We start from the raw sequence: 16481 nt of genomic DNA, 5'->3' as shown, positions 1-16481 counted from the left end.
GTCAGTTTTTGTTGTCTTATTACCTCAAGTACTCACTCTGCACTCCATAAGAGCTAATAAAGAGCTGTGTAATCGCACGAGTAGCTGCTACATGAAGTAATGCCCGTTCATTGAAGTCATGATCTTTTTTCTCAATTGGATCATCTGAATCGAGGATATTAAGCGGTATAACCCCTGAGTTGGCAGAAACAATGAACAGATATCTAAACTCTAATCCTTTAACACGATGCATTGTAGCTAGACGGACCCCCTCTTGATTGGCATCAACCGTATTTGGATTAATTTCAAACACAGGGAGGTCGCAGTTGGATATCGATTCCGCAAAGTCATTTTTTATATTGTTAGTTCTTGCTACAACACAAATATCTTTGAATTCAACACCATTGCTAGACAAGGATTTGATTTGGGCAACGATGTAATCTAGCTCAGCTTGTTTATTCTCAAAATGCTCAATGATTGGCTTTTCACCATGGAAAAGTGACAAGTAGTCTGAGGACTTATCTGCTTCCCCATCTAAATCATCCACTTGGACGTTGTTTAAGATACTCACCGCAAAACGCTTCGTTTCTTCTGTTGTACGGTAGTTAATTTTAAGCTTTTGAGACCGGCGCCCACGAACATTAATTCCACACTGTGACAGTACCACTTTGTTTTTATAAATACGTTGGTGTCCGTCACCAACGATAAACAAGTCATCAGCCTGCTCAGGAACTAATTGACGTAAAAACATGTAGGCTTGATGACTCATATCTTGAGCTTCATCCACGACTACATGTTGATATGATGCCTTGAACTGATTATCCATCAGTATCTGCGTAGCATCAGACATCGCATCTTTTACATCTTTTATGCGATTCTGCATCATCTGTAATCTCAGCTCTTCAAGCACTGGCCAAATTTTAGCTCGCTTTGCCCGATTTAATGTGACTCCACGCCCTATCCGCTTCACCTTAAAGTACTCCGCCTTAGTGGTAACATTTAATTTTTGCACGACATGAAGCCATTCTTCCTTATAGAAGCTATCAGGTAACCCAAGTGCACCGTCACTTAATGCTAATGCGCTGTCCCAACATTTTTGGAGATCGGAATCATTATCAAATACGACTTTAAAGTCATAATTTTGATGTTGTAGGAACTGCCGGACAAACCCATCAATATTGACAACATCGATACGTTCAAGCTCTTCCGTAGTAGCAATCTTTTTAAGGTTTTGCTCAATATCTTTAGCCAGATTTTTTGTAAACGTGGTAAACAGGATTTTCCCTTTGCCACTTTTCACTAAGCCTTTAGCTAAATGAACAGCACGATGCATCGCAACGACTGTTTTACCTGTGCCTGCGCCACCTAACACTCGTACTGGACCATTATTTTGCTTCGCAACGAGTTTTCGCTGAGACGGGTGTAAGAATACTCGCCACATCTCTAGGGGCGCATTAAGCATGTTTTGCAGCTCTAAGTCATCAGTGATGATCGCAAAGCTTCGCTGAGTAACGGTGCGTTTCAATGCTGCGTCAAAGTCATTTGTATCGACATCACCACCTTCACCAGAGTACTCCAAGTACACAGAATCATAGCTTTCTCCAGCAGCCAACAGATATAGGGCCTCGTAAGCTTCTACTGGTAATCGCTTCTCTAAACTTTCTAGCTCTTTTTCATCAACCACATTAGCAACGCGTGCCGCCATTGATTCTGGAACCCCAATAGCAAGAAGTTGGCGCTCTCGGAGCTCTTTGAACAAACGCTCTTCAATTGGTTTCTCTGTTGCGGGTACCTCAGCATCTGACAATATACTTGTTGGAACAATCTGAATTGAACCTGTCGAAGGGTGAATCTTACAAGTATGACGAGATGCCCATTCGTACGCATCATCATGATGGTCTACCCATAACATCACATAAGTGTTACCTGATTCAGGCTTCAATAGAATGCAGCGGTACGCTTGGTCGATTCGCACAGAACGCATGTTGTTATCGCCTGCGTTATTGATCTTCTCGTAATTAATTCCAGAACTGGTTGGATTCTTGTGAAACTTACTTATGAAATCATTTACTTTTTTCTGTTGCCTTGGCGGAATATTCACCAAAGACTTAACAAAGTCTTGCCCGAAGGCAATATCAGGTTTGTGCTGTGCTGTCATTACGATTCACCTGTTAATTCTTTAAGGGCAGTTAGGGATTCTTTGCAAATATCACCAATCACGAAACGAATTCCTTGCTTGTTCAATAGCGTCTCAAGTTCAGTATTTTTCTCAAGAAGGAACGCGATTTTTAATTCAGGCCAATACAGTTCCACTTCTCCAATAGGCTCCAAAGACTCACCTGCAAACTCCTCACCCACAACTGGTGCATCAAAGCCCATTTCTTGCATCAAACGAACATCCGCATCTTCTAAAAGTTCATCATTTAAAATATCGTCCCAAGCCTCACTATCGATTGGGCTTACATGTTCATCAGTGGCTTTCTCATCGCTAGTTTGAGCTGAGGCATAGAAGCTGTAATCTTGAAGCGCAGCACGAGAACTGAAGGTAAAATCAGGTAGATATTGACCGATGTTGACCATACGCCAAAATCCGAACAAGGCTTTTTTGCGATCCGCTTCATTTTTCCCTTCATGTGCAAGCCCAAGAGGACGATCATCAAAGCAAAGGTGCGTTTTAAGGTTTGACGCCAAAAACTCACTCGGTGTTTGTCCTGAAATACGCTTCTGAGCTAATGCTCCAAATACAGAAAAAGGAAGAGTTGTCGACACTTCGACAAACTGGTCATCCCTTTCAGTATTTAAGCTATCTAACCTACCACCAAAGACATATTTACCATCACACAGCTCTGCCACACGATCAAAAGAAGCATTCTCTCGCATCTCGTATTCAAAACTCTGTTTTACTGCACTATTCCCCATGAACTGTGGTTCAAGCATTCCAGCAAAGTAAGCAAGGCCTGCTTGTTGGTAGAATTTCTCATGCTCAGCAGGATTATTGAGCAATTGCGTTAATAGCTGCCAAGAGTGCTTATCCTGAATTTTTCCTGTGATCGTTGGTAACGTATGCTGCAACGCATCTAGTCCACTCAGTAGCTTTCTACCGTTATTTGATAAAATGAAATATTCACTAAAGAATGCTTTACTTGCGCTAGCGTCAAGCTCACCGACTAAGTCATCCCACACCAACGTCCATACGTAGTACTTGTTTGAATTCAGGATGCTGGTGCGTTTTTTAACGTCTTCATCAACAATACTTTCGTGGTAACGATAACCATCCAAGAATATGGCTATTTTCTTGGTATTCATACTTTGGCGAGCAGGCTCTAATACAAAATCTGGCTCTGACCAAGTATCAACACCTTCCACCTCGCCAATTCTTACATGTTGATGCATTACCCATGAATTCTGTGGGTTTTGCTTAGAGTTAACCAACCACACTTTTTTGGCGCTGATGTAGTTTTCAGTCACATTGAAGTCTTTCTGATTTTTCATCACATCGATAAAGAGATTCTCGAGCTCAGAATCAGACACTGTTTCAAGTGAAATATCCGACAACGACTTAATGCGTTTTAAGCTATTTCCTTCATCTAAAATATTACCCAGCATCGATAGCGCTCTAGCTTTTGATATGTGTTTCATTCGCCCGCGATCGCGGTAAGCATACACACACTTATAACAGCCATCTTTACCGTGTTCATGACAGTCGCACTCCATCATTGCTTCTTGAGCAAGTGATAGAAGCTTGAGCAAGTTCTCAGGACTCTGCATCAAGTCCTTAAGCGAACCAGTGCCTCCTGGCACCGTGTCATAGATCACCAAGAAATAACGGTAAGAGTCGCCAGAGTCTTCCGGCTCTTTATAGATACAGCCCTTTAAGTGGTCGACAGAGCCTTTAAAGTAACGCTTCATACCGAGTTGCAACGCAGCCGCTAGCGATGCTTCTGAAACCTTTCCTGTCACTTGGTTGGTTACTGGCAATAGAATGCGGAGCGCCTCTGACTCTAAGTTACGATAGAGGTACAGGAAGTCTTCAAACTCAGCTTCCATCGGCTTAGCAAAATACTTACAGTTATAGTCGTGCTTAACATCACCACGTCCCAAATCTACTTTGCCGCAGTCTTTACAAACCTTAAAACCTGATTTTCGGTGCACATCACCAGCAGCCGAAAACTCTTCGGCATCATTTTTATTCTGTCCAAAGTTAATATCTTTAAGACTTACTTTGTTCAAATATTCAAAGCCAAATGGCAGGTCGTCATTTTCTACTTGATAGGCAAAGTTCACATCGGCTTTATCGAAAGTGACCAACATATGACGCTGAAAGAACGTTGGTGTTCGCGTATCTGAGTCATCAGAGATCTTTGCTTCTTTCGCACTACTTCTTGCATACACCTGTCGAAGTTTAAGCATTTGCACCGACTGTTGAATGTCACCCCACTTATCGTGGCCACATTTCGGGCATTGCGCGGTAGTATTCGCTTCAATCTCCTGAACACTGTGGTTACAATGCGGGCAAAGCCTCCAGGTCTCGATTTCCGAAACCCTCATATCGATTTGCTCAATGGTGACCTTTGAACCACTCGCGTAAAAATTGCTCGAAGGTGCAAACTCAGACAACGCCGAGCTCGCAGGACGCTCGTATTCATACGTCGTAGTAACGTATTTCTTCCCTTCGTGATTTTCAGCTTGTTCGTTTAAACGCCACAATACCGAGCGAAGCGTCACTCCCCCCTCTGGGAAGGCATAGTTTGGCAATAACCCTTCGTCGGTCATAAAGTTCAATGTGCGCTTGTTGTTCATGCTGCGCATCAACGCCAGTAACGCCTGCCGCTCTCGAGTGAGCTCTTCGATTGTCTCGGCATGATTTTGAGGCTTGTCTGGGCGCTGATTTTCAGCATCGATGGTACGCTTTAATTTATCTGAGCGTGCCTTCAACGATTTTCTGTCTTTAACCAACAGTCCAAGAGCGCGAGAAATTCTGCCAAACAAGCTCATCTCATTGTCTTTATGTTTAAGAAATGCTTCGAGCTTCTGGGTAGAAGAATCTGAAAGTGTGTCAAATACCATAGTAAACTGAGCGAACAACGACTCTTCATTACTGCGCACGTAGGTCAAAAAGTTATACGGATAAACATCAGGCGCAGTGCCATTGGCAGAATAGGCCTCCGTTGCATCCAACATCTCCTTGACGTTTTTACCTAACGCTTGTGGTTCAACACCCGTCTTTATCCAGCGATCCATACAAAACGCGCAGAGCTGTCTCTCAAGCACTGCAGATGCATCCAAGAAAACACCAGGAGGGCTTACTGCCCCGGCCATCATGTCTTGTGGTTCTTGGTAGAAATAAAGATCATGGGGGTCAGCAGCCGCTACCGTCATGTTAAACGCATTACCATCTTGACGCCCTGCACGACCGATACGCTGCAGATAATTAGCCTGCGCTGGTGGCACCGAGCACAACAGCACTGAAGAAAGACCGCCAATATCGATACCCATTTCTAGTGTCGGGGTCGCCGATAGTAAATTGACGGATAATGCAGACTTCCCATCAATAAATGAGTTTTCCGTTTGCTCACGTACTTCACGCTCTAACAAACCTGTATGCTCATGGGCATTAACGCGGTGCATCTCGGCACTCTGCCAACTTTTTTCTTGAGGTTGGATTTCTCTGTTTAAATGCCCCAAGCAGCCGGAACGAGTGCACGGCATATCGACATACAGTGGCAGATCTTTTCTGGCAATAACTTTGGTTGACACACACTCTGAACAACCCAGTACCGCGACATCGGTGTTTATAGTCAATGCCGCATTATCAAGACCCCAAGCCTTTTCTCCATCGTACTTCGCCCCCTCTAAGGTGTAGTCTGTCACAACGAATTGACGAGACAGTTCAGAGAGAAGTCTTTGATATATCAGTGGAGTATGATGTGAGAAAAGCAGATCTTGGTTGTGACCCAGGCATCGTATCATCCAGTTTTGGTGCCAAGATGGTGTTGTTTTTGAACCTAGAATTGGATCAAAATTCTTAATGGAGGTCAGAGTCAAGAACTGCGGCACCTTAGTATATTGAGACCAAGGCGGCATAAAAAACTGACTGGCGCTATTTTTGAACGCATGCCAATTTGCCACTAGCTCTACGTACCGCTTTAGAAAAGGGTGATGAATAGCGCCGTTTTCACGCATTCGTTCCAGCACACCGATTGCAAAGTGGGCAATGTTATCTTGGGTGACATGCAAGAAATCGTCGCCTAACTCTTCACGTAAGGCGTTAAAAACATTTTCAATGGCCACATTAAAGCCATCATCAACAAACGAAATCGATGCATCGTGGGTGCGAATAAGGTTTCGACCAAACGAAGACCTGAGACCAAACTCACTGTAAACCGCCCATTCCAAGCGTTTCTTAACGTTGTCTAAAAGCAAACTGCCCGGTTTTAATGCTCCAGTCTGTGTAAACTCAATGTAGTCATTCTGCCACTCCATATCAGGAGCTATAAAATTGGCGACAAAGTCTTCTTGAGTTTGGCTGTATTCCATACCCTTAGTCACAACATCATGAGCAAACTCATCCAGCGTTCTACCGCTATTTTGAGTCGCCACTTTACCGATGTGACCTCGAACCATTAACGGCCAGGTACGGGCGTCAAAAAAGCCAGCACGATGAGCGGCATCTTGAACCGAGTCAGAGAACGTAATCAGCTTTTTGTTCTCATTGAACCGGCTTGCATAGATTTGATTAATAGCGATGGATGAAAGCGTTGCTGACTGAGCACCAATGATGTTTAAACCATTTTTGGCTTTACATACTGGACATTCATTTTTGAACTTAGGTGCACTAGATTGGCCTGAAGTCACTAGCTGTGGCTTAAATACACGAACTAAACCTTCACCATCTAAGTCATTGTCGCAATTTTGGCAGCTTGTCGCCTCCAATGGGCTTTCATTCAAGCAATGTTTACAGATTTTTTGAATTCGGCCTGCACCAACATTTTTTGGTGGTTCTTGCCCTTCCATCAATGGGAACAGCACTCGAACACTAGGAGACTGACTAAAGAAATGTTGGTAGAACTCATTGAGATCGTTTTGAATCTCTTCACGAGCATCTTCGATCACACCAAAGCCAGTGCTATGACAGTCACGGCAATTGATAACCGGGAAATGGTGTTCAAGCGAGTCGTTATCAAACGCTAAGTCATCGGCGAAAGTCAGCGTTGGCGACTTTTCAAAACGCGCCACTAATCTTCGCAGTTCACGTAACCATAACTGCTGACGAACATTCAATAGCGGTAATACCATTCGAGGTTTACCGCTCTGTTCACGTGCAATTCTATCTTCTTCAGACTCCACAATGGGCGCACGAGCAAAAGCAATAAGGCTAATAAAACTCTCAAGCGTACTTTTAGCTTGATCTTCATTGAGTAGAAACGCCGGCGCAATCTGCTGCGCAAGTGAGCCCAATGGTTTTATCTGACCGTTCAGCAGTTTGAGTAGCGTCGTAAAAAACTGGTGAGATTTAATTTTCAGCCCCAGCTCAATGCGCTTAGATCTTGCTGAGTCAGACTCACCATCCGTGCCATCCAGTTTTTCATCAATAAGGATCTTATCCAGCTCTGACTTTGGCAAATCCGCGAACCATAGCGAAATCTGCTCATTAAGATAGTCAATCTGGCTCTGTTCACTGACTGGAATCAGTTGATGCGCATTTACAGCGCTTGGGTAATCGAAGTGCTCTACGACGGAATCTTGCAAGTACTCTTGGTAAGCAAGTCGGTCTTCTTTAATCACTGAAGATTCATCAAATGGCGCATCAAAAATATTGCTCGCGTAATCGATCAATGGCGCCAACGCATCCCCTACTGTTGCAGAGGTACCCACACAGGCAAAATCTTGGTCATTGGCGTTAAGGTGATATTTAAGTCGGCGAATTAGACACGCCAAATCAGAACCTTGGGCGCCATCAAAGGTATGTAGCTCATCCACCACCAAGTATTTTAGGGTACCCTCGGTGTTATGTTCCCACAGTGACTGATCTTGTGGGCGCATCAGCAAGTAATCGAGCATCTTATAGTTGGTGAGCAAAATATCGGGCGGATCGGCACGCAGAGTTTCTTTACACGTAATGACCGACTGCGAAGACATTCGCTTTTGTACGCTGTCTTTATCGCCACCACCTACAAACAACCCAACTCGGACATCTTGCAAGCCTTCGTTTTTAGCGCACTCTTTGGCAAAACGCTTGGCTTGGTCGGTTGCTAGGGCATTCATCGGATAGATGATGATTGCTTTTACGCCCTTGTTTCCTTGCTTAGTTTCACTGGCACAGTGGTTAAGCACTGGGTACAGGAAACACTCGGTTTTACCCGAGCCCGTTCCTGTCGCCACCAGCGTCGATTGCGGTGGGCTTTGCGTTAAGCGATTGTAAGCAATAGATTGGTGCGCATACGGGCTAAACGGCAGCGTAAAATGCGGGAAAAAGTCCAGCGGTGTATTGGATACCCGAAAAGGCAAGGCAATCGACACGTACGGGCCTTTAATCAGGTTGTCCTCTTGCGCCAAAAACTCATCAATGGTGTTTTCAAACCCAGCTGAATTTAGCGTAAACGCCGAGCGCACATAATTTTGCAGCCCTTTAACAACCTGGGTAGATAATATACTTGGTAGCATGGTTTAGCCTTTCAGTTCTTTTTCAAAAAATGCCCACACTTCTTTGTAGTCATCTTCTCGGTTACAACGGGTGAATGGTGCGACGTACTCTACGGTACGCTGAACCACTTGGTTATAACTGCCGTTTTCATCGGGCTCATCAGCAGGGATGGTTTCGTCATCAAAGATCTTGATAACTGTGCCAGATTTCAGGTTCTGCACATCTTTCCAACCAAGGTTCATCGCCATATCTGTCAATGGTGATTCTTCAGAGCCTTCACCTACATCTTTGCCTTCAAACACACCATTAATCAGGCCTGTTTGGAAGCTATTGCGTTTAAATGAGCGATCTAAACCGACGCCCGTTAAACTTTTCGATTTGGTAAACACAATGCGCCCATTTTGATCGTACCAAGTATCTGTTTCGTTATCATGCATAACAGGAAATTGAATGCGGTAAATGGAACAAAGCTCTTCGAGAGTCATACCTAATTCCATTGCAACTAGCACATCTATCTCAACTAAAGCTTGACGACGGGCAAAGTCGCTTCGTAATGCACAATTACGATTCCACTCTGGGGTAAGTTCATTAAAGAAACCGTTTGATAAACGAGGGTCTAATTTTGCCCAGGTTTGTTTATTTAACGACTCCTTGTAACACTCTTTCCAAAGATCGGCATAATGACTTGTCAAACTAACCAGTAAAAGAGCTCTTTGAGCTATGCGTGTGTTTTCAAAATACGGGAACTTTGCCATGTCTGCTGCATAAAGGTCAGTTTTGCCAGTTGATCTTAAGAAGTAATCATAAACAACGGAAAAACTAGCTCCTGCAAAAGACATTAATTTTTTGTTTTCCCTAAACGCCGTGGAAATAACTGTGTTTATATGAGCCACACCTTTCGGCACAACTGCAGATATAAAGGATCTTTCGGAAGAAGCACCAAACATTCGACGATGAACAAATCGGTAATACTCCGTTACTGGTTTAGGGGCGCTTTCGCCTTGTTCGGTCCAAGGTACTTTTGGTATTCGAGAAAAATAATCAACATCTGAACATGCAGGAACATAGTTTGTACGTGGCAAAAAGGAATCAGGAATAACAGTTAGATCGTTGCAATCATAATGCCCTTTCTCTGTACAAACCGCTCTTGGAGTTTTACAAAATGGCAAACCAATTTGAAAGTGAGGTCCTTGTATGACCCAATTCTTTGTCAGTTTTGGAAAATGAGTGCCCTCTTGAATAGTACCATCATCCTGTGAGTTAGTTTGATGCCACATTTCTAACGAATAATATTGTCCACCAAAATCACCAAGCTTTAGTGACTGGCTCGCAAATTTTTCTAGAACAGAAACCAGTTCCTGCGAATGCAATGCAGGCAATCGCGCTTGTAATGCAGGAGTTCCATCAGCATCATAGAGTCTTGCAAATAGTTTCAATGTTTCTTCAGTAATTCTTACAACACGACTACGATGCCCTACTTCATTCCAATCACTGCCATCCTCTGTTTTAATTCCTCCAACAATACCTTCACCGCTGTGTTCTAAAGAATCTTGAATTGTTTTTGCTGAAAACAGGTTCGCAATATTATCAAAGCAAACTTGTTCATTTACCGAATTAGTCGAAATATTAATGCTAAATTTAACCCTATCTCCTATGGGGAATAAAATCCTTTGATTTTGGAATTGTGCATGCTGTTTCAAACGAGAATATATACCAGCTCGTAACGCACCACCTTTTGGATCGTCATAAACACCTTCCGGGTGCAGGAATCCATTAATTCCACCACCAGCACCAATTCGCCATGCTTGCGGTAAAAAGCACTTGTAGAGATTGGTTTGACTCCCCTTTAGTTCTGAGTAGTTACATATAGCATTTAAATACCCTTTCGTGCCTTCAAACTCTGAATATTCATTTAAATAGCTGCTTTCTAAGTTCGGATAATATTCAAATGCATTATCACGAAGTTGTGTCGCTTTAGGGGCACTTAGTTTTTTTACTACAAATAATGGGTCAGCATCACCCATAATGCCTTTTTCTTCCCACTGCACTTTAAGCCAAGGTGGGTTACCCAATATCAGGTCAAAACCTTTACGTTCGGTTGAATTATGAATACCAAACAGATCAGCAAACTCTAAGTCCCAATGGAAGAATTTTTGGCGTTTAGCTACCGCTTTGATTTCAGCTAAATTAGTAACATTGTCGAACTTACCATCAAGCATAACTTCAATGTGGACAATAAATTGCTCACGTGTTGGTAACTTGTCGGCTTTATCAATTGGCCAGAACCAAAGCGCACACCAATAGTCCATGATATTTTTTAAACTTTGGTAACTCGTGCTGCTCTCTTTTTTCGCCAGAATGCTCTTCTCATCGATTGGTTGGCGACTTGGGCGGCTCGTTTCTGGCCAAACTGGGTGCGCATCCGTTAGCTGAGAGCGTAAAGTTGCCAGCAGCGAAGCGACACTTTTCCACTTCTCATCGATTTTTTGCGATAGCTCACCGAGCTTATCAATATCGTTTTGAGTGAACTTCTTAGTAAACTCTTTTCGCCAGTCATTAATTGAACGAACCTCGTCGGGCTTCATTGTTTTAACAACTTTGTCTTTGTAATCCGCCATACCAGTATCAGGTAACAAGAAGTGCCAGATATGGTTATCTGCAAGTTTATGGGCCTCTTTTGGCGGGGTATTTAACCAGTTGGGAGACGTTTTACTGGTTTGGGTTAAATAGCCTGGCGCATGTGCCTGACGGCGAGCACCAATCAATGAGTTACCGGTATGCAGTTGCATGCCAAAGCGTGGGACAAAGCCTTCATCAGAAATAGCATTCAGCCATAGTGATACCTGAGCCAGTTCACCCGCAATTGGGTTCAAATCGACGCCGTAAATATTGTTATCAGCCAAACGCATTTTTACGCGCAGAAGCTCTTTAGGGTAGTCCTCTTGCGAGATACGTACATCGCAAGCAATTTGCTTCAACTCTAAATACTTTTCGGCCAACTGGTTAATCGCTTCATTCAAGAATGCCGCCGAACCCATTGCAGGCTCACATACTTTAAGCGTCAGGATTTTATCTGCTTTTGCGTGTAAATCTTCGATAGGGTCGAGCTGCGTTTTGTACAACTCTTTAAGAGCATATTTCACCAAGGACTTAGTCAGCACCTCTGGCGTGTAGTAGGAAGCCGATTTTTCACGGTCTCGACCTGCCATACGGTAAATAAAACTGCCCTGTGGATACTTAACCAGGTTACCTTCTTTATCGTAAGCCTTTTCGTCTTCGTGGTACTTTTCAAGTTCACTTACGGTAACAAAGTACCCCGTTTCGAGCTCATTAATTGTCTCGCCTTTTTTCTTTACTTCGAAAAGGTCTGTCTTAGCAAAAAAGCCACGGTAAGAAAGTAACGCTTCGTATACAGCGCCCAATTGGTTAATGCCCAATTGTGAATATGAGATGCGGCCACGGCGATTGTTGCGCCCTTTTGTCTCTTTCGACAGAGACATCAAGCGGATCACTTGTTGTAAAGTGCTGTTTTTAAAGGTGACCTTACTTAAATACTTAAGGTTTGCATCATCGAATAAATGGCTGTTCACTTTAGGTATGCTAAAGGTATCAACCAAGCCACCTACTTCACCTTCGAATAACTCATCTTGCTGCTGATTTTCGTTATAACCTTTCGCTACCAGACTAAACAGCATATTTAAGCTGTCATGAATGTAGGTACCGTTAAGTGACTCTTCCGTTGAAAGATCCATCATTTCAAGATCTCGCAAGCTTTCTAAGCTATAACCGTGCAAGTACGCTGGTGCATCTACTGGCGCATACTTGAGCTCAGGTCTTGCCTCAACATAGAACATAAACAGTAGGCGATACATATAACGTAAACATTCTGAAGAGAGCTGCTCTGCATCAAGTTGACGCTCACCCGTCATTGAAAGTCGAACACCATCTATCACAGCGCGGTTTTCATGCAGGTAGGCTGCTGCTTCATCACCAAGCAGTTCAATAGACTCTCGCAGTGCACTTTTCAGGTCTTCACTAACTGCAAATGCATGCTTGTGAGAAGACTCATCCAAGTTATCCAGCAATGAACTGCCTTCATGAGGACATAGCGAGTCTCGGTGTAATAGAGCTGCCATGGCTTTAAACGTATCCACTTCACGGCGACCAAAAATTTCATCTAAGTCAAAACGTAAGATACGGTTTTGCGCCCACTTGGTTCTATCCAGAAGCACTAGCTGGCGGTTACCAAGTAAGACGACAAAGCGTGGTGGCTCCGCTTGGTTAAAGATGTATTTTGAGCCGATATCTTGCCAGGTAACCTCTTCACCTTTATCGTTAACTTGAAGCGCCTTTCTAGCTTTTTCATCCAGCTCTTCGCCAACGAGTTGCTCTTTAAGCAAACCTAACGCCAATGGGTCAAGGCAGCGGTCAGACTCCAAATCATGCGCCTCAACGACCCACAATAGCGGTGTTCCATCGCTGTGATTAATCTGCTTGAGCACAGGCAGATAACCGTTTTCAAGTACGGCAAACTGCGCTTCAAACATTTCCCCTGTAGACTCGTTCTCAAAACCTAATGCCTCAAAAATAGGCGTAAAGCGAGTACGTTGATTAAATAAACGTTTCTCCGCTTTGGTTTCATGCTGAGCTGCATTTAACTCGCTAAAGTACTTGCCAGCATAGCTTTGCAGCCTGGTATAAGGCGCTCTGTAACCGGCCTCTGGCTTTTCACCTTTTTCGCGCGCGATTTTCTCCGCTTCACGAGCGGCTTTTTCTGCACTATCCCAGTTACCAAGAACATCACGTAAATCGTTAACAAATAGCTCAGTTAAGTAATGATGTGAGTAGAAATCATTTTCACTATTAATGCCAATAAGTGCCATCTGTTAACCCCTTGCTCCGGTTAGTACCGCGATTAGCTGAATATACGGTGTATCTTGTGTTTCTAATGTTTCTTTAATCCACGTCTGATGCGCTTCAAAAAGCTTATTTACTTGACGTGTTTTGGTATCACGCTCATTTTGTGCACGAGTTGCATGTAATTTACTTTCACCAAAGTCAAACTCGATTTGCTCTAAGTGCTTAGATTTGAGCGCTTCAAGGCCTGCCGTTTGCGCTTGAAGTTTATCTGAGAGTGTTTTAGCAATTTCTAGGCGACGAGCCTCCATATGTGGCTTAGCTGCGTCGATTGCCAAAGGCAGTAAGCTCTGCTGATAGCTCGCATCACGCAGACCACCTTGGTTTGATAAGTCAGCTTCATGCAAGCGAGAACTATCAATGAAATCTTGAAATCGCTCAATTCCTGTTAGCAATCCTTTGTTAAACTTGACAACAATCCAAGGGTTAGCCACTGGATACGAGCGTCGGTTTGGATACATTCCCGATAAAATGAAATAGTCTTCTTGTGGATCAAGTTTTCCGGCCAATCGAAGAACGGGAGCTTCATGACGGCCGAAAGCATTTTGCACCTTGTCGTTGAGCCAATTCGACACTGGATGCACCGGCCATAGGTAAGATACTTTTGGCCAAGCAACACTGTCTGACTGAGCTCTCTTGATCTCTCTGTTGATTAAGCTTTTGTCTTGGCTTAAGTGCAGTTGATAATGAGTATCTTTAGATGGGCGAACTTCTTTTGGCAAAAACTCAAACCGGCGACGTAAATCCTCGGGCGCATAAAGTGAAATCAGTTGTTGATCTACTGTGAATGAAAGCTTTGAATTCTTCGTCTTTAAGAAAGTTAAACATGCTTTTGCATAATCGTGATCATCTTTGAAGAATGAGACGTCTGAGACTGCAATTTGGCTTTGTGACTGAGCATCATCACCTTCATTAAAGTCCATACCTGCCAAAAAGGCTGTCATATCGAACTCGTCTTCATCATACTCTTCTGCTTGCTGGCGGCTCTCTTCAAACTGTGCATTCAAAGTTTCCGTTCCACCAGCGGTTAGCATAACGCTGCTGACTTGCGCCTCTTCTTCTTCACTATTGTATGACTTAGTAAATTCTGCACTGTCACCAATGTTTTCAACCGTTTGTTGATCTTTTTCGATCAAGAGCTCGAGCGTGCGCGTATCCCCTTTAATTTGAGGGTTATCGGAATCTGTGAGTAGGTATCGGATCTGTGGCTGTTTTGTTTGACCATAACGGTTGATACGACCATTACGCTGTTGGAACGTCATCAACGACCATGGCACATCAAAGTGAATCATCTTATGGCTTTGATGATGTAAGTTGATACCTTCTGACGCTACGTCAGAACAAACTAGCACGCGAATTGGGGCGCTTTCCTGGCCGAACTCTTCAACCACTTGCATGATGTCTGTATCCGCCATGCTACCGTGCATTTTTTTGATTTGCTTGTCGTTAAGCTTCAGATCTTGCTTGAGGTTTTCAAACAAATAATCCAATGTCTTAATACTTTCTGTGAAAATAACGAGCCTATCATCAGATGGCCCATTCTTCTTCCAAGACAAGTCATCCTTAATGGTCTCAAGCAGGTTATTGTATTTACTAAATGCTGATTGGGTGCGAATGATATTCTCAAGACTGAGTTTGAATGACTCCAACTCATTTATATCCTCTATAAACTCACTCGCATTTCGACGATTTGATAGGTTGTTGATTCGATTTTGAACCACTGACAAACATGCATGCGGGCTAGAAAACAGCGCCTTCTCTAAGCTTACTTTAAACAAGTGGCTCGATTTTCGTCCGTTATCTGAGCACTCTAACTTGAGGTCAACTAGGCGGGCAAACGCGGCTTCTTCTTCTGGTGATGCTGTTTTACTTAGACTTTTTATCACTCGCGGCGGAAACTCACCGGCGATTTCTTCACGAACATCTTTTTGAAAACGACGAACTATTAAGTTTTTATCTTTGAAGTCTTCATGAGTGTAATGACTCGGGTTCGCAATGGCGGTCGCATCCAACATATTCATTAGTGAAGCGAAGGACTCCGCTTTACCATCGTGAGGGGTGGCTGAAAGCATAATCAGCGCATCTGAACGTGTTGACAGTAGCTTCGCCAATTTTGAACGCGCCGAGTGCGACTGTTGAGAGCCTCCACGTTCGGCTACGTTGTGAGCTTCATCGATGATGATGATGTCCCAATAAGCCTTTTCTAAATAGTGCGAGTACTCTTGGCTTTGCTTTAACGTATCAATGGAAACAATGGACTTGTCGAAGTAATTGAACGGGTTATGGTTGGTCGGTATTTTAGATCTAACCTGAGCCAACCCTGTAGAGTCAAGTCGTGTTAGTGGGATAGAGAAACGACTCCAAAATTCTTTTTGAAACTGTGTCAGCATCGATTTAACGGTAAGCACTAAAATTCGCTTACCTTTGCCTCGGCGCATCAACTCAGAGACCAGGATACCGGCTTCCAATGTTTTACCAAGGCCCACGGCATCGGCAATCAAAATACGAGGACGCGGCTGCTTTAATGCCATTTTGGTTGGTAGAAGCTGAAAGTTCATGCTGTCCATCGCTGCTTTGTCACCAAGATGAATATTTTCATCTACAGGAACACGAGCACGAATCTTACTTTCGATATACAAACGCGAGTTTAGAAAGCCAGGAGAATCATCTTCAACCAGTTTGGTTTTTTTCGGGTCAAGTACTTCAATACCTCGACCGTACTGATTTTCAAGCGTATCTAAAAACTGTGCTTCTTTGTCACGGACCAGCTCAGAAATACCAACACATGACAGTAAAACTCCACCGCCCTGAGCATTATCGGCTTTTCTTACCATCCACTCTGCGTCACGCACAACGATACGCATGCCCGGTGCAAACTTTTGACTTTCAACTGCCATTTCTACATCCAAATTTCTTTTACAGATCTGCGTATTATACGTTG

Annotated in this window: 4 protein-coding genes; all 4 read right to left on the bottom strand. The window is 43.5% G+C overall.

Annotated features, from left to right (window positions below; all coding sequences use genetic code 11):
* Positions 1 to 19: 19 nt before the first annotated feature.
* Genes R7Q39_RS04670 through R7Q39_RS04655 form a run of 4 tightly spaced genes read right to left on the bottom strand, consistent with a single transcriptional unit; the run spans position 20 to position 16437 of the window.
* Positions 20 to 2137, bottom strand: a complete 2118-nt coding sequence (locus R7Q39_RS04670; RefSeq protein ID WP_213961351.1) for a UvrD-helicase domain-containing protein — start codon at positions 2135 to 2137, stop codon at positions 20 to 22.
* Complete coding sequence (locus tag R7Q39_RS04665; RefSeq protein ID WP_213963393.1) at positions 2137 to 8643, bottom strand: DEAD/DEAH box helicase; 6507 nt, start codon at positions 8641 to 8643, stop codon at positions 2137 to 2139. Before R7Q39_RS04665 ends, R7Q39_RS04670 begins: the two co-directional genes overlap by 1 nt.
* Positions 8644 to 8646: 3 nt before the next feature.
* The gene (locus R7Q39_RS04660; protein WP_213963394.1) at positions 8647 to 13506 is read right to left on the bottom strand and encodes a hypothetical protein; all 4860 of its coding nucleotides are present in this window, start codon (positions 13504 to 13506) and stop codon (positions 8647 to 8649) included.
* A 3-nt stretch (positions 13507 to 13509) separates the two neighbouring features.
* On the bottom strand, positions 13510 to 16437 hold the full coding sequence (locus R7Q39_RS04655; RefSeq protein ID WP_250157973.1) for a DEAD/DEAH box helicase: 2928 nt from the start codon (positions 16435 to 16437) through the stop codon (positions 13510 to 13512).
* Positions 16438 to 16481 lie beyond the last annotated feature (44 nt).

The organism is Vibrio sp. 947, from assembly GCF_033339115.1.
Classification (GTDB): Bacteria; Pseudomonadota; Gammaproteobacteria; order Enterobacterales; family Vibrionaceae; genus Vibrio; species Vibrio alginolyticus.
Note: the sequence above shows the minus strand (reverse complement) of the source record. Positions and strands in the feature narration are given on the sequence as shown.